This window comes from Achromobacter pulmonis, assembly GCF_002885955.2.
GTDB lineage: Bacteria > Pseudomonadota > Gammaproteobacteria > Burkholderiales > Burkholderiaceae_B > Achromobacter > Achromobacter pulmonis_A.
Genome location: NZ_POQS01000011.1, coordinates 50,142 through 70,111, shown reverse-complemented (window position 1 = coordinate 70,111; position 19,970 = coordinate 50,142). Strand labels below are relative to the sequence as shown.

The following is a 19,970-nucleotide window of genomic DNA, read 5'->3' as shown; positions in this document are numbered from 1 at the left end:
AATGCATTGGAATTATAAATTGGCAGTTCGTATGATGGTCCGCTGACGGCGCCCGGCAGAGGCGCCGCGATCCGCGCGCGGGACTCGCACCGTGGCGCGGCCAGTCAAATACGGAGACAGAAACTGATGAAGCAGCACTTGTTGTCGGCCGCCATCCTGGCGGCCTGCGCGGCCGTGGGCGCCCAGGCCCAGGCCCAGGACGTCCAGCAGCATTCCCGCCAGCATGCCGAGGCGCCGGCGCGTCCGGCCGGCGTCGCCGGCGGGCAGGTCACGATACGGCGCGACGGCTATGGCATGCCGCATGTGTACGCCAATACCGTGTACGGGATTTTCTATGGCTACGGCTATGCCGTGGCGCAGGACCGGCTGTTCCAGATGGAGATGGCCCGGCGCAGCACGCAGGGCCGGGTGGCCGAGGTGCTGGGGTCGTCCATGGTGGCTTTCGACAAGTCCATCCGCGGCAATTTCTCGCCCGAGCGCATTCAGCGCCAGCTGGCCGCGCTGCCGGCCTCGGAACGGCAGATCCTGGACGGCTATGCGGCCGGCATGAACGCGTGGATCGCGAAGGTGCGCGCCGAGCCGGGCAGCCTGATGCCCAAGGAGTTCAACGACCTGGGCTTCCAGCCCGGCGACTGGACCGCGTACGACGTGGCGATGGTGTTCGTGGGCACCATGGCCAACCGCTTTTCCGACGCCAATAGCGAGATCGACAACCTCGCGCTGCTGACCGCTTTGAAGGACAAGCACGGAGACGAGCGCGCCATGCAGATCTTCAACCAGCTGCGCTGGATGAACGACAGCCGCGCGCCCACCACGGTGCCCGAGGAAGAGGGCGTGTACCAACCCGACGCCGCCCGGCCGGCGGCCAGGCTGTCCTATGCCTTGCCGCGCTATGACGGCACGCCGCCCATGCTGGAGCGCGTGGCGCGCGATCCGCAGACGCGCGGCGTGGTGGACGAGCCGCCCGCCGCCGCCCGCGCGCAGCTGCTGGCGCAGTTCGCCGAGACGGGCCAGCCGGGCATCGCCGGTTTCCCGACCACCAGCAATATGTGGATCGTGGGACGCGAACACGCCAAGGACGCCCGCGCCATTCTGTTGAACGGGCCGCAGTTCGGCTGGTGGAACCCGGCCTACACGTATGGCATCGGCCTGCACGGCGCGGGCTTCGACGTGGTGGGCAATACGCCGTTCGCCTATCCCAGCATTCTGTTCGGCCACAACGCGCACGTGACCTGGGGTTCGACCGCGGGCTTCGGCGACGACGTGGACATCTACGCCGAAAAGCTCGATCCCGACGACCGCACGCGCTATTTGCACGACGGCGCCTGGAAGACCATGGAAAAGCGCAGCGAGCTCATCCAGGTCAAGGACGGCCAGCCGGTGCTGATGGATGTGTATCGCACGGTGCACGGCATCGTCACCAAGTTCGACGAGAAGAACAACGTGGCCTACGCCAAGGCGCGCGCCTGGGAAGGCTTCGAACTGCAGTCGCTGATGGCCTGGACCCACAAGACCCAGGCGCGCAACTGGGAGCAATGGAAGGCGCAGGCCGCGCGCCACGCCCTGACCATCAACTGGTATTACGCGGATGACCGCGGCAATATCGGCTACGCGCACACGGGCTTCTATCCCAAGCGCCGCGCCGGCCACGATCCGCGCCTGCCGGTGCCCGGCACCGGCGAGATGGACTGGGACGGCATGCTGCCGTTCTCGACCAATCCGCAGGTCTACAACCCGCGCCAGGGCTTTATCGCCAACTGGAACAACCAGCCCATGCGCGGCTACCCGTCCACCGATCTGTTCGCCATTGTGTGGGGCCAGGCCGACCGCTACGCCGAGATCGAGACCCGCCTGCGGGCCATGACGGCCAACGGCGGCAAGGTCAGCGCGCAGCAGATGTGGGACCTGATCCGCACCACCAGCTACGCCGACGTCAATCGCCGCCATTTCCTGCCGTTCCTGCAGCAGGCGGTGCAGGGGCTGCCGGCCGACGACGCCCGGGCGCGGATGGTCGCGGCGCTGGCGTCGTGGGACGGCATGGCGACCAGCGACAGGCAGCCCGGTTATTACGACAATGCCGGGCCGGCCGTGATGGACGCGTGGCTGCGCGCCATGCTCAAGCGTACGCTGGCCGACGAGATGCCGGCCGACTTCTTCAAGTGGTACAGCGCCACCGGCTATCCCACGCCGGCCGCGCCCGCCACCGGTTCGCTCAACCTGACGGTGGGCTCCAAGGTGCTGTACAACGCGCTGGCCGGGCGCGCGTCCGGGGTGCCGCAGCGCTACGACTTCTTCAACGGCCAGCCGCCGCAGGCGGTGACGCTGGCCGCGCTGGACGACGCGCTCGCCGCCCTGCGCAAGACCTATGGCGACGACCCGGCCGGCTGGCGGATTCCGGCGCCGCCCATGGTGTTCGCGCCCAAGAACTTCCTGGGCGTGCCGCAGGCCGACGAGAAGGCGGTGCTGAGCCATCCCGCCACCCACAACCGCGGAACCGAGAACAACATGACGGTGTTCGACGCCCGCGGCGTGCGGGCGGTGGACGTGGTGGCGCCGGGGCAGAGCGGTTTCGTGGCCCCGGACGGCACGGCCTCGCCCCACACCCGCGACCAGTTCGACCTGTACGCCAGCTTCGGCAGCAAGCGGGTCTGGTTCACCGAGGCCGAAGTCCGCGCCAACGCTAAGTCGGTAGAGACGTTGCGCTACTGACCGCGTAGCCGCCCTGGTGGCTGGCCAGGCGCGCATAGACCCCTTGCCGCCTGAGCAGCTGGTCGTGCGTGCCGGCCTCGGCCAGCGTGCCGCGGTCCAGCACCAGGATCAGGTCGGCGTCGCGGATCGTCGACAGGCGGTGCGCGATGACCAGCGTGGTCCGGTGGCGCATCAGCACGTCCAGCGCGCCGCGCACCTGCATTTCCGACAGCGTGTCCAGGTGCGAGGTGGCCTCGTCCAGGATCAGCACCGGGGCGTTCTTCAGGAAGGCCCGGGCGATGGAGATGCGCTGGCGCTGGCCGCCCGACAGCTGCATGCCGCGCTCGCCCACGCGCGTGGCGATTCCGTCGGGCAGGCTGCGCACGAAGTCGGCCAGGGCCGCCTGTTCCAGCGCGCGCGCCAGTTCCCCGGGGCTGGCCTCGGGCCGGGCCAGGCGGATATTGCCTTCCAGCGTGTCGTTGAACAGATAGGTGTCCTGGGTCACCAGCGCCACCTGTTCGCGCAGGGCGTCGAGCCGCAGCCGGCGCACGTCCACCCCGTCCAGCTTGACCGCGCCTGTGCGCGGGTCCCAGAAGCGCAGCAGGAGGCTGGCCACGGTGCTTTTGCCCGCGCCCGACGCGCCCACCACGGCCACCGTGGACCCGGCCGGAACCGTGAAGCTCAGGTCGCGCAAGGTGTCGTCGCGCTTGCCCGGGTAAGCGAAGCTGACGTGCTCGAACGCCAGCGACAGGCCGTGGGCCGCCGCCGGCGCGGGCAGCGGGCCGTCGGTGACCGGTTCGGGTTCGTTGGCCACCACGTGCAGGCGGCGGGTGGCGGCGATGGTGTCGGCCAGCTGCCGGCTGACCTGCGAGATTTCCGAGACCGGCAGGAAAGTGGCCAGCGCGATCAGCACCAGCAGCGGCAGCATGCCGGCCGACAGCGCGCCGGCGGCCACCTGCAGCGCGCCCACGACGGCCACGGCCAGGCCGCCCAGCCCCATCGCGACCTCGAACCAGGCGGTCTGGCGCGACAGGTCGTCCAGGATCTCCAGGCGGCGGATGCGGTAGCGGTCGGCCACCTGCAGGAACTGCGCGCGGCGGCGTTCCGTGGCCTGGAACGCGGTCAGGTCGGCCAGGCCCTGGATGGTGTCGGTGGCGTGCGCGCTCATTTCTCCCAAGGCATGGCGCGCCTTGTCGCCCAGCGCGTCGACCTTGCGCCGTCCGCGCACCGGCGACACCAGCGCATAGGCCAGGAAGGGCAGCAGCGCCAGCGCCACCGGCCAGCTGTAGACCGCCAGGAATCCCAGCACCGACAGCGGCACCAGCACCGACACGATGGCCGGCGCGATGGTGTGGGCATAGAAGTACTCCACCATCTCCACGTCCTGCGTCGCCAGCGCGACCAGGTCGCCGGAGCGGCGCTGCAGCAGATAGGCCGGCGACAGCCGTTCCAGCTTGTCGTAAAGCTTGACCCGCATGTCGGCCAGCAGCTGATAGGCCATGGCGTGCGCCAGCCACGACTCCAGCCAGTGGAACAGCGCGGCCAGCGGCGCGACGACCAGCAGCGCGACGATCAGCCCCGACACCTCGCGGCCGTCGCGGATGGCGGCGACGATCAGCGCGCTCAGCGCGCCCACGCCGATGAAGGCGGCCACCCGCGCCACGCCCAGCAGGATGGTGGCGATCAGCGTGCCGCGCCAGGGCTGTACCACCGACAGCAGCGTGCCCAGCGTGTCGCGCCAGCCCACGCGCGCGGCGTCCGCGTCCAGCGTGCGCATCGCCGGGCTTGTCGTGTCCGGCTCCTTGCCGGAGGTTTCGCCGGGCGCGCCGCGTTCGGCGGCGGGCAGAGGGGACGCCGCGGCCGGCTGCCGGTGCGCCTCGGCTTGCTCGCGCATCAGCCGGTAATACAGCCCGCCTTGGGCCATCAGCGCGGCATGGGCGCCGGCCTCGACCACGCGGCCCCGGTCCAGCACCAGGCAGCGGTCCGCGCCGATGACGCTGGCCAGGCGGTGCGCCAGGATCAGCGTGGTGCGCCCGGCCATCAGCCGGTCGAGCGCCTGCTGGATGAGCGCCTCGTTCTCGGTGTCCACCGAGGACAGCGCTTCGTCCAGGATCAGGATGGGCGCGTCGCGCAGCAGCGCGCGCGCGATCGCCACGCGCTGGCGCTGGCCGCCCGACAATTGCAGGCCGCGTTCGCCGATGCGGGTGTCGTAGCCGTCGGGCAGCGCCATGATGAAATCGTCGATATTGGCCGCGCGGGCCGCGGCGCGCACCTGTTCCTGCGTGGCGTCCGGGCGTCCCAGCCGCAGGTTTTCGTCGATGCTGCCGTGGAACAGCGTGATGTCCTGGCTGACCAGCGCGATGTGCGACAGCAGCGCCTGGGTGTCCAGTTCGTTCACGTCGCGCCCGCCGACCCGGACGTGGCCGGCCTGCGGCACGCATTCGCGCAGCAGCAGGCGCACGATGGTCGACTTGCCCGCGCCGCTGGGCCCGACCACGCCGACCCGTTCGCCGGCCGCGATACGGAAGCTCAGGCCCTGGTGCGCGCGGCGCTCGGGCGTGTACGAGAACGCCACGTCCTCGAATTCGATGGTGGGTTCCAGCCGCGCCGGCGCGCCGCCGGCCTGGGGCAGGGCGGGCGCCGGCGTGAGCGGCCGCGCGTCCATCAGGGCGTGGATGCTGACCGCGGCCGACTGGCCCAGCATGCCCCGGTGCAGCACCGAGCGCAGGTCGCGCAGCGGCCGGAAAATTTCGGTGCCGGCCATCAGCACGATCAGCAGTGCTTCCACGCTCATGTCGCCGGCGGCCACGCGCCAGGCGCCCAGCGTCAGGGCCAGCGCCGCGCCCAGCGCCACGCCCAGGTCGCTGATGCCGCGCGTCAGCAGGCTTACCGACAGCACCCAGAAAGTATTGTCCGACAGGCTGCGGGCGCGGGCGGCCAGGCGCCGGCCCCAGGCCTTGCCCTGGCCATACGATTTCAGGGTGGGCAGGCCCTGCACCGCGTCCAGGAAGTCTTCCCCGAACTCGTTCAGGGCGTTGGTGCGCGCCAGGCTGGCGCGGCGGTCCAGCATGTGCACGGCCATCGGCCCGAACAGCGCGAACAGCGCCGCCACCAGGAACACCAGCGCGGTCGGCACGTCCCAGAAGGCGATCACCGCGAAAATGGCGAAGGGCGCCGCGGCCGCAATGGCCACCTGCGGCAGGTATTGGCCGAAGAAAGTCTGCAACTGTTCCACGCCGTCGACCACGGTCAGCATCACGCCGCCGGTGCGCTGGTTGGCGAACCAGGCCGGACCCAGCGCCACGATGCGGTCGTACAGCCGGCCGCGCAGCGCCTGCTGCACCTCGGCCGAGCAGCGGTTGGCCTGCACCGTGCGCCAGTGGTCCAGGCCGGCGCGCAGCAGCACCATGGCGGCCGCGTACAGCGCCGGTTCGGCCCATTGCCGCCACGGCGCGGCCTCGAACACCCGGGCCAGCAGCTGGCCCAGGAACACATAGCGCGCGATGCCCGCGGCCAGGGCCAGCAGCCCCAGCAGAATGCCGCCCGCCATGCCGGCGCGCAGTCCTTCGGTCAGCCGCCACAATCGTGAATCGAAATACATAGCACTCTCCTTCCCTGAGCCTGCATGGTCCCCGATCGCCGGCCCGGGCGAAAGCGATAGTTTTTCAATCAAGGGTCGAGATAAACTCAACCCATGCCCGATCTTCCCAACCGCACTCCGCCATTGGCCGCCCTGCGGGCCTTCGAGGCCGTGGCGCGCCTGGGCAGCCTCAGCCGCGCCGCCGCCGAACTCAGCGTCACCAAGAGCGCCGTCAGCCACCAGCTGCGCGCGCTGGAAGCCGACCTGGGCGTCACGCTGCTGCGCCGCGGCGGCACGGTGCGCCGCGCCGAAACCACGGCCGAAGGCGCCGACCTGCTGGCATCGGTGCAACAGGCCTTGACCCTGCTGGAGACCGCGTGCCGCAACGTCCGCATGGCCGCGCGCGGCAGGCGGCGCTATACCCTGAACGTGTCCGCCAACCCTTCGCTGGCCTCGCTGTGGCTGGCCCCGCGCATCGGCCGTTTCATCGAACTGCACCCCGACATCGACATCCAGGTCTATCTGCACGCCAGCCAGGACCCCGCCTGGAAAAGCCAGGACATCGACCTGGCCTTCCTGCACGTGCGCGCGCTCGGACCGCACAACCCCGAGCCCGGCGACATCCCGCTCATGACCGAAACCGTGGTGCCGGTGTGCAGCCCGGCCCTGGTGCCCGCGGCCGAGCGCGACGACCCCAGGGTGTTCACGCGCCACCGCTGGCTGGAGGAAAAGCACGTCGACAGTCCCGAAACCGACTGGCGCATCTGGCGCCCGCGTCTGGGCCTGGGCGAATCCGACTGGCAGGAGCCCATGGTGCTGAGCGGCATGAGCACGATCGCCGCGGCGGCTGCCGCCGGCGTCGGCATCGCGCTGGGACGCGCGCCGCTGATCGACGAGGAACTGGCCAGCGGCCGCCTGGTGCCGCTGGTGCCGCGGCTGAGCATGGCCGGATCGTGGGGGTACGTGATGCGGATTCAGCCGAACCGGCCGATGGACGCTTCACTGCCTGCGCTGGTGGAGTTTTTGCTGGAGGAGGGGAAAAGCAGGGGGGCGTGGCAGGCTGGCGGGGCCGCTTAGCGGATGCGGCCTTGCACCCCGGCGGCAGGCGCGGACGGGATCGCTTCACTCCCCGAACAGGCTCTCCACGCTCTCCCGGACCAGCCCGAACAACTCCACCGCCAGCGCCGACGGATCGGCGTCGCGCAGCCGGAAAATGGCCACCGGCGGCAAGGGAATCCGCGGCCGCACGTCCAGCAGCGCCAGGTTCAGGCGCTGCGCCAGATAGGCCGCCGAGTCCGATCGCAACAGGCCGATGAAGCCGGGCTGTTCGGCGACCACGGCGCCGATGAAGGGCGGGCTGGATTCGACGGTGGCGGGCGGGACGGGTAGCTTCTTCTTCAGCAGGGCCGCGCGCAGCGCGCTGCGCACCAGGGAGTCCCTGGACGGCATCACCCAGGAGTGGGGCAATAGCTCCGCGATAGGCACGGGCCGGCCGGCCAGGCCCATGTCGCGGTGCGCGACGAAGCGCACCTCGTCCGGATACAGCACTTCGACGTGGAGCAGGGCGGCTTCCTCGTCGCTCAGGTTGCGGCTGGGCAGGCTGCCGATGACGAAGTCCAGTTCGCCGGCCATCAGCATGTCGAACAGGCGGCTGGCGATGCCGTCGATGATTTCCACGTGGGCCTGCTGGTGGCGGGCCGCGATCCGCGCGACCGGGCGCGACAGCAGGGACATGCCGGTATACGAGGGGGCGCCGGCGCGCAGCGTGCGGATGGGGCTGCGCTGCAGTTCGGCCAGTTCGGATTCGAGGCGCGCCAGCTTGTTGACGATGAGGCGGGCGTCGTGCACCAGCGAGCGGCCGAATTCGGTCAGGGAAACCCCGTCGCGGCGGCGCTCGAAAACGGCCGCGCCCAGCGTGTCTTCCATTTCGCGGGCCATTTTGCTGATGGCGGGCTGGGACAGCGCCATGCTGTCGGCCAGCTGGCGAAACGACAGCCCTTCGGAGACGCCCTTGATCAGTTCGAACTGCTTGAGGCGCAGGCGGTTGAGGAGTTTGCCGCTGCCTGCCGGGGCCGGAGCTAAAGGCATGGCTTATCCAAAAGTTATCACCAGGTGATTTTATTTCAGTTATCAGTTAATGGCGTGGTCCGTATTCTATGGCTGGCAGTCAAAGCAAAAACGGCAAAAACACCGGAGGAGACCATGCAATCCAGGAACCTGTTCGCGCGCCTGGCCGCGCTACTGATGCTGGGCGCGCTTTGCGGCGGCGCGCAGGCCGCGGCCGACTGGCCGGCGCAGCCCATCACCATCATCGTGCCGTTCCCGCCCGGTGGGGCCACCGACGTGATGGCCCGCCTGTTCGCGCCGCGCATCGAGGCGGCCATCGGCCGGCCGGTGGTGGTCGAGAACAAATCGGGCGCCGGCGGCACCATCGGAACCCAGCAGGTGGCCCGCGCGCGCAACGACGGCTATACGCTGCTCTGGGGCACGGTGGCCACGCACGGGATCGGGCCGAATATCTACAAGAAGCTGTCGTATGACGCGGTGGCCGATTTCGAGCCGGTGGTGCACGTGGTGGACCAGCCTTATGTGCTGGTGGCGCACCCGTCGACGAAGATCTCGTCGGTGGCCGAGCTGCGCAAGCAGGCGCAGGCGCGGCCGGGGCAGATTTCGGTGGCTTCGGCCGGCGTCGGCACGGCGGCGGACATGCTGTTGCGCAAGTTCCAGGCCGACACCGGTTCGTCGTTGCTGGGCGTGCCCTACAAGGGAGCGGGGCCGGCCATGGCGGACCTGCTGGGCGGCCAGGTGGACCTGGCGTTCGACGTGATCCTGACCACGGCCCCGTACATCGCGGCGGGCAAGCTGGTGCCGCTGGCGGTGACCAGCGCGCAGCGCTCGCAGACGCTGCCGCAGGTGCCGACCATGGCCGAGGCCGGGGTCGACGGCTTCGTGGCCGCGGGTTGGAACGGCCTGTTCGCGCCGCGCGGCACGCCGGCGCCGGTGATCGACAGGATCAACGCCGCCGTGAACCAGGCGCTGCAGGACCCCCAGATCAATCAGCGCCTGCAGTCGGAAGGGTCGATTCCGGTGGGCGGGACGCCCGGCGATTTCTCGCGCTTCATCAAGGCGGAGATCGGGTCCTGGGGCGAGGTCGCGCGCAAGGCCAATGTGTCGCTGGATTGAGGGAAAATCATGAGCGTCGAGCAGGTTATGGATGCGCAGACCGGCCCGGCCCGCGGGGCGGGACCGCTGAGCGGTGTGCGTGTGCTGGATATTTCCACCGTGGTGGCGGGGCCGTTCTCGTGCACGCTGATGGCGGACCTGGGCGCGGAGGTGCTGAAGGTCGAGGTGCCGGGCGAAGGCGACCACATACGGCAACTGCCGCCGCACAAGAACGGCGTGGCGCTGTGGTCGAAGGTGGCCAACCGCAACAAGCGCGGCGTCACCCTGGACCTGCGCCAGCCCGAAGGCATCGAGATCCTGGAGCGGCTGCTGCCGCAATATGACGTGCTGGTGGAGAACTTCCGGCCCGGCACGCTGGACCGCTGGGGCCTGGACCTGGCGCGGCTGCGCGCGTTGCGGCCGGACTTGATCGTGCTGCGGGTGACGGGCTTCGGCCAGACCGGGCCGTACCGTTCGCGGCCGGGCTTCGCGCGGATTTTCGAGGCCATGTCGGGCTTCGTCAACCTGTGCGGCGAGAAGGACGGACCGCCCCTGTATCCCGGTTTTCCGGTGTCCGATGCGCTGACGGGCGTGTTCGGCGCCTACGCCGTCGCGGCCGCGCTGCTGCACCGGGAAAAGCACGGCGAGGGGCAGGAGATCGACCTGTCGGCCACCGAGGCCATGCTGCGCGTGCTGGATTTCATGCCCATCGAGTACGACCAGCTCGGGGTGGTGCGAACCCGCCAGGGCAATCTCAATGCATACTCGGCGCCCAGCAGCGTGTACAAGACCCGCGACGACAAGTGGGTGGTGCTGGCGGTCAGCGCGCCCACGGTGTTCCGGCGGCTGGCCATCGCCATCGGCCGCGCCGACCTGCTGGAAGATCCGCTGTACAGCAGCAACACCGCGCGCATCCGGAACCGCGCCGGGATCGAGGGCATCATGGAGGACTGGTTCGGCGCGCATACGCTGGCCGGGGCGTCCGACATCCTGATGCGCCACGAGGTCAGCTTCAGCCCCATCTACGACATGGCCGACATCGCCGCCGATCCGCATTTCATCGCGCGCGAAGTGCTGGTGCGGATTGAGGACGAGGAACTGGGAGAGGTGAGCATGCAGAACGTGGTGCCGCGGTTTTCCGCGACGCCCGGCCGCATCTGGCGGGCCGGACCCGGCGTCGGCCAGCACAACGAAGAGGTCTATGGCCGCGAACTGGGCCTGTCGGCGGCGCAGCAGGCCGCGCTGCGCTCGCGCGGCGTCATTTAGGAGCCGTCCATGACCGGTCTATCGTTGCCCTTGCAGTTTCATGGCGGCTTCACGCTGCCCGATGCGCGCCACGCCGCCTATCTGCAGTCGGTGGGCGGCGGCCACCCGGTGCACAGCTCGCGCGAACTGGCGCTGCGGGCCGGCTTTGCCGAGGTGCCGCTGGCCGGCATCCACGTGCTGGGCGCGGCCATGGCCGCGTTCACCGCGCAGTTCGCCGCCAACCCGGTGCAGCTGCTCAAGGTGGAAAGCAAGTTCCTGCGCCCGGCCTATCCGGGCGAGTCGTTCGAGCTGGCGCTGGAGCGGCTGGACAGCGAAGCGGCGGCCGGCACGCCGTTCGTCGCCGGCCGCTACCAGGGCTATTGCAGCAACGCGCAGGGCCACAAGGTGCTGATGCTGGACTTCAAGATACGGGTGGCGCCGGCGCAGGATCGACCTGCCTAGCCCTTGCGCGCCACGGTCTGGCGCAGCGCGGCCTGCACCATGGACTCGACCAGCGGAATCACTTTGTCGGCCAGTTCGGGGCGATAGGCGTAGGGATAGGTTTCGTCCATGTAGGTGGACTGGCACATCTCGAGCTGGATGGCGTGGACGTTGTCCGCCGGCCTGCCGTAGTGGCGGGTGATGTAGCCGCCCTTGAAGCGTCCGTTGACGGCCCAGGTGTACGGCGCGCTGTCGGCGCGCAGGCGCGCTTCGACCGCGGCCAGCACGTCCGGCGCACAGGCGGCGCCGTCGGCGGTGCCGATGTTCAGGTCGGGCAGCTTGCCTTCGAACAGGCGCGGCAGCACGCTGGCGATCGAATGGGCTTCCCACAGCAGCACCGTGCCGTGCTCGGCCTTGATGCGGTCGAGCTCTTCGCGCAGCTTGGCGTGATAGGGCTGCCAATAGGCTTGCAGGCGGCGCGCGCGTTCGGCGTCGGTCAGGACGCCGTCGTCCAGGTAGAGGGCGTCGCCGCGGAAGGTCTGGGTCGGGCACAGGCCGGTCTTGGTCTGGCCGGGGTACAGGCTTTCGTCGTTGGGCGGGCGGTTCAGGTCCACCACGTAGCGCGAGTAGCGCGCGCCCAGGACCGAGGCGCCCAGCGATTCGGCGAAACGGTACAGCGTGTCCAGATGCCAGTCGGTGTCGCCGGACTGCAGGCCCGTCGGCGTCATCTGCGCGCGCTGCGCGTCGGGAATCTGGCTGCCCAGGTGGGGAATGGAGATCAGCAGCGGGGCGCTGCCGCGGCTGAATTGATAGATATCGCTCAAGAAAAACTCCGGGGAAAGCGGCATGACATGGCGTGGCGCCATGCCGATGATGATAAAGGATGCGCGGGCCGGGTTCAGGCGCCCCAGGGCGGAGCGGCGCTCCAGCGGCGCGCCATGGCGTCGATCAGCGCGCGGACCTTGGGCGCCAGGTGGCGGCGGTGCGGATACACCGCGCATACCGGGGCGCCTGGCGGCGCATGGGCTTCGAGCACGGCCACCAGCCGTCCGGCGCGCAGGTCCTCGCCGACCAGAAACGCGCCCAGCTGGGCGATGCCGGCGCCGGCCAGGACGGCGTCGCGCAAGGCTTCGGTGTTGCCCAGGCGCAGGCGTCCCGCGGGCTGCACCTGGCGTTCCTGCCCCTGGACCGCATAGCGCCAGGGCACCGGCGCCCCGGCGTGCGTGAACGCCAGGGTCTGATGTCGGGCCAGGTCGTCCGGCGTGGCGGGCGCGCCGTGCCGGTCCAGGTAGCCGGGGGCGGCGCAGGTGATCAGGCGGTGCGGCGCCAGCACGCGGCGCACCAGCCGGCTGTCGGTATCGCCGCCGATGCGGATCGCGAGGTCCACGCCGTCGCGCACCAGGTCGGTGTAGTCGTCGGAAAAACTGACGTCGGCCTCGACTTCGGGCCATAGCCGCAGGTAGTCGCGCAGCAGCGGCATGACGTGCAGCCGGCCCAGCGACACCGGCAGGTCCAGGCGCAGGCGTCCGCGCGGCGCCCGCTTGCGGCGGTCCATCGCGTCGGCCGCGTTGTCCACTTCGGCCAGGATGCGCTGCGCGTGCTCGTAGAACACGCGGCCTTCGTCGCTCAGGCTGACGCTGCGGGTGCTGCGATGGAGCAGCCGCGAGCCCAGGCCTTGCTCCAGGCGGGCGATGCATTTGCCGATGGCCGAGCGCGACAGCGCCAGTTTTTCGGCCGCGGCGGTGAAGCTCTGCATATCGGCCACGCGCACGAAGGCCAGCAGGTCGCCGATGTGGTCCAGCCGGGCAGCGGAATTGCGCACGATTCGTCCCTAGTGTTGGTCTGCAAGCCTACTTTATCAGTTTGCTGGAAACAGTAGAGTGCAGAGGAGTCGGCCCGGCCAGGGCATCATGGACATACCGTTATGACTTCAGGCACTCCTCCCCATCGAAACGCTGTAGCGCGCCGGCCCTGGCTGGCCGTCGCGGCCGTCGGCATGGCGACCTTCTGCGTGGTGACCAGCGAAATGCTCCCCGTGGGGTTGTTCGTTCCCATCACGGCCGAGCTGGGCGTGTCCACCGGCATGGGCGGTTTCATGTTGTTCGTGCCCGCGATCGTTGCGGCGCTATGCGCGCCGCTGATCGTGATGGGGGCGAAGGGCGCGGACCGCCGCCGCATTCTTTGCGGCCTGCTGGCGCTGCTGGCCGCGGCCAACGCCGCCGGCGCGCTGGCCTGCGGCATGGCCTGGTTCCTGGCGGCGCGCGTGCTCGTCGGCATCTGTATCGGCGGAATATGGGCGGTGGCCGGCGGACTGGCGGGCAGGCTGGTTGCGCCGGCCGCGGTAGGGCTGGCCACCTCCGTCATATTCGGCGGCGTCGCGGTGGCGTCGGTGCTGGGGGTTCCGCTGGGCGCGTTCATCGGCGGCCTGGCAGGGTGGCGCACGGCGTTCGGCCTCATGGCCGGACTGTGTTTCGGCGTGCTGTGCCTGAACGCGCTGAGCCTGCCGCGCCTGCCCGCCGGGCCGGCGCCGGGGCTGCGCCGGATGCTGTCGCAACTGGCCGATCCGGGCGTCAGGCTGGGGCTGCTGGTCACGCTGTGCCTGGTCGCCGGGCACTTCATGGCCTATACCTTCGTGCGGCCGCTGTTGCAGTCCTACGCGGGATTCGAAGCGGGCTGGATAGGACCGCTGCTTTTCGCCTACGGCGCGGCGGGCGTGGCCGGCAATTTCGTGGCCGGCAGCGCCGCGGCGCGCCGCGCGGGGGCGACGCTGTGCGCCATCGCAACCGCGCTGCTGCTCATCCTGCTGTTGTTCAGCGGCCTGGGGCAGTTCCGTCCGGCCGCGGCGGTGTTGCTGCTGGCGTGGGGGCTGGCGTACGGCGGCGTCTCCGTCGCGCTGCAGACCTGGATGATGCAGGCCGCGCCCGAGGCGGCCGAAGCGGCGACCTCGCTGTTCGTGGCCGTCTTCAACCTGGGCATCGCCGCCGGCGCGCTGCTGGGCGCGCCCAGCGTGGACGTGCTGGGGCTGCGGGCCAACCTGTGGCTGGCCGCGGCCTGCATGCTGGCGCCGCTGGCCATGCTGGCGCGGGCGGGGCGCTATGGCCGGAAGGCGCGCAGCAACGTATCGACCGCGTAGCGGCAGGCGGCCAGGTGTTCGGCGTCGGGGCCCTCGGCCCTGCCGCCGGACAAACGGGCCTGGAAGGCGATGCCGTTGATCTGATTGCCCAGCATCGCCGCCGCGCGGCGCGGATCGTCGATGCAGAGTTCGCCGCGCTCGCAGGCCTGGCGCAGGCATGCTTCGAGCGGGGCGTGGATCTGCGTGTCCACGGCGGTCTGCAGCGATTCGGCCAGTTGCGGCAGGCGATGGCATTCCGAGACCAGCAGGCGGTAGAGCGCCGCCGATTCGGGCTGCAGGGCGTAGGCCAGCAGGCGCACGGACAGTTCATGCAGCGCCGTGGCGACGGATTGCCGGAGCAGGGCGGGCGGAAACACCGCCTCGCGCACGCCATCCAGTTCATGCTGCAGCACCGCTGCCAGCAAGCCCTCTTTGCTGCCGAACAGTTGATAGGCGGTGGTCGCGGAGCCGCCGGCCTGTTTCACCACCTGCTGGATGGAGGTCCGGGAGTAACCGTGCTCGAGCAGCGATTGCTTGGCGGCCTCGAGCAGCCGCACGCGGCGCGCCTCGCCTTTGCTGGTCGGCGGGCGGGGCGCGCTGACGCGGGTAACCGGGCTCACTGTGTCCTCTCCCCGGAGAATCGCCGCGGCGGGCCGGCAAGCCGTCCACGGTCAGGGTCAATTTTTGTAATGTATAGTACATTACATTCAAAAGTTTACGCGCGGCTGCCGGGGCCAGGCTGCGCCTGTTTTTGCAAGGCAGCCTTGATAAGCGATGATCTGGTGTTTTTTTCCGACGATAGCAGTACGTTGCGGCCATATGGCGAGAACTAGCCGGGCCGCATGCCGCGCCGGCGGGAGCGTCGGATGATGGCCTGGACGATCATCGCGGCCGTGGGCCTCGTCGTCGGCGCTGCGCTGGCGGTATTGCTGCGCCATCCCGGTGTGGTGCTGTACGACTGGATCGCGACGCGCGCGAACAAGCCCCTGCGGCAAGCCCGGCCGGCCCGGCTGCGCGAGTCCGCCGAGCACCGCAAGCCGGTCTCGCAGGCCGGCCAGACCGTGCTGGGGACCGCGCGGCAATAAAAAAAGCCATCCGACGAACGGATGGCCCAAAGAGGAGACGCCCCGACTCTGCTCAGTTGGGGCTGTCCATGACCTGCTTAGAAGCGATGGCGGATGCCGACGCCGACCGTGGTCATCTTGTCGCCCTTGATGAAGGCTGCGCCGTCGGCGTAGGAGGCCAGGGCGTACAGATCGGTCCGCTTGGACAGGTCGTACGTGTAGCCCAGGCTGTACACGTCCATGGCGTACAGGTTCTTGTTCGGATCGGCGCGTTGCCACGACGCGAACACCTTGCTGGCGCCGCCGATCGGCGCGCTCAGGCCGACCATGTACGAGTTGATGCGCAGGCCGTCCCAGGTGAAGCGGTCGTTGGTATAGCCGATGCCGCGGGCGATGCCGCCGGACTGCTGGCGGCCGCCCATCAGCGCGAAGTCCTGGCCGGCGAAGACGCCGTCTTCGGAACGGCCGTAGGCCAGCGCCAGCTTGACCACTTCGAAGTCGTACGCGCCGCCGATGATGAACTGCTGCGGCTGCGGCTGGTTGGGCTTGCGGTACTGCACGTCATACGTCAGCGCCACGTTCAGCGGGCCGTTGTCGTAGCGCACGCCAGCGGTCCAGGCGCGGTTGTTTTCCTTGGTCTTGAAGCCGGTGGGGCCTTCGACGTCATCGGTCGAGAACGAGTAGCCCACGCCAGCCTGGAAGCCGCCCCAGCTCGGGGTCTGGTACATGACCATGTTGTCGTAGCGGACCGTGTTGGCTGCGCTGAACGCCATGCCCATGTTGGCGTTCAGGTAGTCCAGCGAGAACGGATCGATGCCGCGGAAGTACTTGGACGCGATGTTGGTCTGGCGGCCCAGTTCGAGCAGACCCCATTCGGTGTGGCTCAGGCCGATGGTGGCCTGACGGCCGAACATGCGGCCGCCTTGCGAACGGTTGCCGTTGTTGGCGGTAAAGCCGCTTTCCAGCGTGAAGACCGCCGACAGGCCGTCGCCCAGGTCTTCGACGCCGCGCAGGCCCCAGCGCGAGCCATTGTTCTGGATGCCGTCGGACATGCCGATGCGGGAACGATAGTCGCCGCCGTACAGGCCCCGGTTGGAGTCGGTGGTGCCGACTTTGCCGCGTTGGTAGGTCAGGCCCAAGTCGACGACGCCGTACAGCGTGACCGAGGTTTCGGCGTGTGCGGCGCCTGCCATGCCGGCCAGAATGGCGCCAGCGAGCAAAGTTCTTGTTAGTTTCATATCACATCCCGTTCTATGGCTTGAGTCACCTGCCTCCAATGCGGTGAAGACAGACCAGCCCTAACCTTAGGCAAGCCGGCGGGATTCAATGAAACCGGATATTACGTAATCGTTCAGGATGTGCTAAATAGGGCCGAATTAGGGTTAATCCTCCCTGACTGTCCCCTTAAATGTGTAGATTTAGTTACTTCCTACACATTGAAATACCTACGGTTTATTGCATATGAACAACAGTTCAGGAATATCGGGCGCCGATACGTGGGTTTTGACCGGATAAGTCCTAGATACATAAAGGGAAGGTCTGAAGAACTCGATTTCAAACATCCAAAAATCGACCTCATGACCAAAGTATTCAAAAATGGTTAAAAACTGCTCAAATCATCGCCACTTTCGGGTTGTTTGCACCCCGATCAGGCCCGTTTTCGGGCCTGTTGGCGCTTTTTGGGCGCACTTACCCTGCCACCGCCGTCAACGGGCGGCGTGCCATCCAGATATTGGACAGCGTAAACAACATTTTCAAATGCGCAGTGTTCTTGGCCAGTCCACGGAATCTGACTTTACGAAACCCGAATTGGCATTTGATGACACGAAACGGATGCTCAACCTTGGCTCGAAGACTGGATTTGGCCCGCTCAATGTTTTGCGTCAAACGATCAATTGCGCTGTTACCCAAGGCGCGCCGTTTGCCGGGGCGCATGGCAATGTGCCAGGTTACGTCACGCCCTTGGTGCTCGGGTCGTTTGTCTACGCCTTGATAACCGGCATCGCCAAAAGCCAACGTTTCTTCACCATGCAGCAACGCAGCCGCCTGAGTAACATCATGCTCATTGGCAGCGGTGCCCACCACCGTGTGGACCAGCCCGCTGTGAAGATCAACCCCAATGTGGGCCTTCATCCCAAAGTGCCACTGGTTTCCCTTTTTGGTCTGATGCATCTCGGGGTCCCGCGTGCCGCTGGCGTTCTTGGTCGAGCTGGGTGCATCGATAATTGTGGCGTCCACAATGGTGCCTTTGCGCACCTGAATGCCTTGATCCTGCAACAGCAGGTTGACCGCCTCAAGCGCTTGGTCGGCAATGTTGTGCTGCTCGAGCAGATGACGGAAGTTCAAAATGGTGGTCTCGTCCGGCACACGACCTCCAGGCAGTTTGGCAAACTGGCGCATCGAAAAGCTGTCGTACAGCGTCTCTTCCATGGCCGGGTCCGACAGCGAAAACCACAGTTGCATGAAGTAGATGCGCAGCATCGTTTCCAGCGGATACGGTGGACGACCGATGCCCGGTTTGGGGTAATGCGGATCGACCAGATCGGCAAAGAGCTTCCACGGCACCGCACGCTCCATCTTGGCCAGAAACTTCTCACGGCGCGTTTTCTTGCGTTTGCCAACGTACTCGGCTTCGGAAAAACTCAACTGGCTCATCGGGTTCACTCGGATCGGACTGTTTTCAATAACTTATATTCTGACAGGTTCGTTGGACTTGTTCAGAGGTTCCAAAGAGATACTTCGGTCCGAACTTTGCACACATATTGATAAATTATGGCTGCGCGTCCGCGCCCCGGCGTCAGCCTCGCGGCTTTTCCAGGCCCAGGTGGCCGCGCAAGGTGCTGTGTTCATAATCGCGGCGGAACAGTCCGCGGCGCTGCAGTACCGGAATCACGTGCTCGACGAAGTCTTCGATGCCGCCGGGCAGGGAGGGCGGCATCAGGTTGAAGCCGTCGGCCCCTTCGTTGCGCCACCAGTGCTCCATCCGGTCGGCGATCTGTTCGGGCGTGCCGACCATGGTGCAGTGGCCGCCGCCGGCGGCCAGCCGCCCCAGCAGCTGGCGCACGGTGGGCCGTTCGGTTTCGATGATGCGCAGTATGGTCGCATAGCGCCCCTTGGGGCCGGTGAATTCGGACAGCGGGGGCAGCGGCGGCACCGGCGCGTCCAGCTCCCAGGCCGAGCAGTCCTGCAGCACGAAGGTGCCCAGCTGGCGCAGCGAGGCGTCGCTGGGCAGCAGCTCGTCCAGTTCGCGCTGCTTGGCCCGGGCCTCGGCCTCGGTCGAACCCACGTAGGTGACCAGGCCCGGCATGATGGGCACGAAGGCCTTGCGGCCGGCCGCCAGCACGCGTTGCTTGATGTCGCGGTAATAGGCCTGCGCGGCGGGCAGGTCGTAGGCCACGGCGTAGATGGCCTCGGCCCGCCTGGCGGCCAGGTCGCGGCCCTGGTCGGAGGCGCCTGCCTGGAACAGTACCGGGTGGCCCTGCGGCGGGCGTGGCACCGTCAGCGGCCCGTCGACCAGGAAATGCTCGCCGTGGTGCCCGATCTTGTGGACCCGCTGCGGCACGCCATAGAAGCCCCCGCGATCGATGGCCAGGGCGTCCTCGTCCCAGGATTCGAACAGCCGCAGCGCCACGTCGACGAACTCTTCGGCGCGCGCGTAGCGCCAGTCGTGCCCGGGCATGGATTCGTAGCCGTGGTTGCGCGCTTCGGCGTCGAACATCGAGGTCACCACGTTCCAGCCCATGCGCCCGCCCGAGATATGGTCCAGCGAGGCCACCATGCGGGCTGCATGAAACGGCGTGGAGAAGGTGCTCGAGACCGTGCTGATCAGGCCGATGCGCTCGGTGGCGCGCGCCAGCGCGGCCATGGTGGTGAGCGGCTCCAGGTACCAGCGCGGCCCGTCGCCGATGTTGTCGACCGACTGGCCGTCGGCGAAGAATACGGCGTCGAGCTTGCCGCGCTCGGCGGTGCGGGCAAGCTCCTCGTAATAGCGGATGTCGCCCAGGCGTTCGACCGGGGAGCCGGGGTGGCGCCAGGCGGCGCGATGGTGGCCGCAACCAAAAATGAACAGATTCAGGTGCAACATGGCGGTCGTTTCCGGCGGACCGGAAGGCAGGAAAGGCGGTGGAAGGAGCGGGCGCGCTCCGCAAGCGGCCGAACTTAGCACATAGTCCGCCGCGTTGACATCGCCGCGCCGCTCTCCTAATCTTGCGGCACTTCCTGGGGGAGCCCTGACGGGCTGAGATTCCGCGCCACCGCGGTAACCCTTTGAACCTGATCCGGGTAATGCCGGCGAAGGGAAGGACATCGCAAGACTCGCGCGCCCCTCCCCGGATTTTCCCTATATAGCGGCGCGAGAGGAACGACCCCCATGCTTACCCAACCGATCGCCCTGATGTGGCTGCTGCTGTTTGCGGGCGGCTTCGCCGTGGCGAGCATTCTGTACGCCCGGCGCAAGCGCGGCACGCTGGAAGACTACATCGTCGCCCGCAACAGCCAGGGGCCGGTCGGCACCATTCTGACGCTGATGGCGTCGACGCTGGGCGCATGGATTCTGTTTTCGCCCGCGCAGGCGGCGACCTGGGGCGGACTGGCCGCGGTGGTCGGCTATGCGCTGGGCTCGATGTCGCCGCGGCTGGTGATGATTCCGCTGGGACGACGCATGCGCGAACTGATCCCG

At 68.2% G+C, this 19,970-nt stretch carries 15 protein-coding genes, 1 pseudogene and 1 riboswitch; of the genes and pseudogenes, 8 read left to right on the top strand and 8 right to left on the bottom strand.

Features of this window, described 5'->3' with window-relative positions; all coding sequences use genetic code 11:
• Positions 1–126: 126 nt before the first annotated feature.
• Positions 127–2,709, top strand: coding sequence for a penicillin G acylase (locus C1I89_RS31100; protein WP_102776112.1), 2,583 nt, complete (start codon positions 127–129; stop codon positions 2,707–2,709).
• Here C1I89_RS31100 and cydC read toward each other — a convergent pair.
• Positions 2,681–6,289 (bottom strand): thiol reductant ABC exporter subunit CydC, encoded by a 3,609-nt coding sequence (cydC, locus tag C1I89_RS31095; RefSeq protein WP_102776111.1) that lies wholly within the window; start codon positions 6,287–6,289, stop codon positions 2,681–2,683. The two genes, C1I89_RS31100 and cydC, sit on opposite strands and share 29 nt — an antisense overlap.
• Before the next feature lie 93 nt (positions 6,290–6,382).
• Between cydC and C1I89_RS31090 the strand changes: the two genes are divergently transcribed.
• Positions 6,383–7,345: a LysR substrate-binding domain-containing protein gene (locus C1I89_RS31090; protein ID WP_102776110.1), complete on the top strand. Its 963-nt coding sequence runs from the start codon at positions 6,383–6,385 to the stop codon at positions 7,343–7,345.
• 45 nt (positions 7,346–7,390) lie between these two features.
• Here C1I89_RS31090 and C1I89_RS31085 read toward each other — a convergent pair whose 3' ends face one another.
• Entirely contained in the window at positions 7,391–8,356 is a 966-nt protein-coding gene (locus tag C1I89_RS31085; RefSeq protein WP_102776109.1) for a LysR family transcriptional regulator, read from the bottom strand.
• 114 nt (positions 8,357–8,470) lie between these two features.
• On the opposite strand from C1I89_RS31085, the gene C1I89_RS31080 reads away from it, so the two are divergent.
• Genes C1I89_RS31080 through C1I89_RS31070 form a run of 3 tightly spaced genes read left to right on the top strand, consistent with a single transcriptional unit; the run spans position 8,471 to position 11,137 of the window.
• Positions 8,471–9,451, top strand: a complete 981-nt coding sequence (locus C1I89_RS31080) for a Bug family tripartite tricarboxylate transporter substrate binding protein (protein ID WP_258231561.1) — start codon at positions 8,471–8,473, stop codon at positions 9,449–9,451.
• 9 nt (positions 9,452–9,460) lie between these two features.
• On the top strand, positions 9,461–10,696 hold the full coding sequence (locus tag C1I89_RS31075) for a CaiB/BaiF CoA transferase family protein (RefSeq protein WP_102776108.1): 1,236 nt from the start codon (positions 9,461–9,463) through the stop codon (positions 10,694–10,696).
• A 9-nt stretch (positions 10,697–10,705) separates the two neighbouring features.
• Positions 10,706–11,137, top strand: a complete 432-nt coding sequence (locus tag C1I89_RS31070; RefSeq protein ID WP_102776107.1) for a MaoC family dehydratase — start codon at positions 10,706–10,708, stop codon at positions 11,135–11,137.
• Here the strand turns inward: C1I89_RS31070 and hutG are convergent.
• Both hutG and C1I89_RS31060 read right to left on the bottom strand, forming a co-directional pair.
• Positions 11,134–11,940, bottom strand: coding sequence for an N-formylglutamate deformylase (hutG, locus tag C1I89_RS31065; RefSeq protein ID WP_102776106.1), 807 nt, complete (start codon positions 11,938–11,940; stop codon positions 11,134–11,136). The two genes, C1I89_RS31070 and hutG, sit on opposite strands and share 4 nt — an antisense overlap.
• 74 nt (positions 11,941–12,014) lie before the next feature.
• Positions 12,015–12,938, bottom strand: coding sequence for a LysR family transcriptional regulator (locus C1I89_RS31060; RefSeq protein ID WP_258231560.1), 924 nt, complete (start codon positions 12,936–12,938; stop codon positions 12,015–12,017).
• Between the two features lie 102 nt (positions 12,939–13,040).
• On the opposite strand from C1I89_RS31060, the gene C1I89_RS31055 reads away from it, so the two are divergent.
• Positions 13,041–14,249, top strand: a complete 1,209-nt coding sequence (locus tag C1I89_RS31055; protein WP_258231559.1) for an MFS transporter — start codon at positions 13,041–13,043, stop codon at positions 14,247–14,249.
• On the opposite strand, the gene C1I89_RS31050 is transcribed toward C1I89_RS31055, so the two are convergent.
• Entirely contained in the window at positions 14,210–14,848 is a 639-nt protein-coding gene (locus C1I89_RS31050; RefSeq protein WP_102776104.1) for a TetR/AcrR family transcriptional regulator, read from the bottom strand. The genes C1I89_RS31055 and C1I89_RS31050 overlap by 40 nt on opposite strands.
• A 246-nt stretch (positions 14,849–15,094) precedes the next feature.
• On the opposite strand from C1I89_RS31050, the gene C1I89_RS31045 reads away from it, so the two are divergent.
• The gene (locus C1I89_RS31045; protein ID WP_102776103.1) at positions 15,095–15,313 is read left to right on the top strand and encodes a hypothetical protein; all 219 of its coding nucleotides are present in this window, start codon (positions 15,095–15,097) and stop codon (positions 15,311–15,313) included.
• Positions 15,314–15,390: 77 nt separating this feature from the next.
• Here C1I89_RS31045 and C1I89_RS31040 read toward each other — a convergent pair whose 3' ends face one another.
• From C1I89_RS31040 to C1I89_RS31030, 3 genes are all read right to left on the bottom strand, one after another.
• Positions 15,391–16,530 carry a porin gene (locus C1I89_RS31040; protein WP_102776102.1) on the bottom strand — a complete coding sequence of 380 codons (1,140 nt, stop codon included), beginning with the start codon at positions 16,528–16,530 and terminating at the stop codon, positions 15,391–15,393.
• Between the two features lie 451 nt (positions 16,531–16,981).
• Positions 16,982–17,947: an IS5 family transposase gene (locus C1I89_RS31035; RefSeq protein ID WP_102770808.1), complete on the bottom strand. Its 966-nt coding sequence runs from the start codon at positions 17,945–17,947 to the stop codon at positions 16,982–16,984.
• 142 nt (positions 17,948–18,089) lie between these two features.
• Positions 18,090–19,376, bottom strand: coding sequence for an LLM class flavin-dependent oxidoreductase (locus C1I89_RS31030; RefSeq protein WP_102776101.1), 1,287 nt, complete (start codon positions 19,374–19,376; stop codon positions 18,090–18,092).
• Positions 19,377–19,502: 126 nt separating this feature from the next.
• A riboswitch (TPP riboswitch) is annotated at positions 19,503–19,608 on the top strand.
• Between the two features lie 53 nt (positions 19,609–19,661).
• Between C1I89_RS31030 and C1I89_RS31025 the strand changes: the two are divergent.
• Positions 19,662–19,970: pseudogene (locus tag C1I89_RS31025) on the top strand (sodium:solute symporter); the annotation flags it as partial.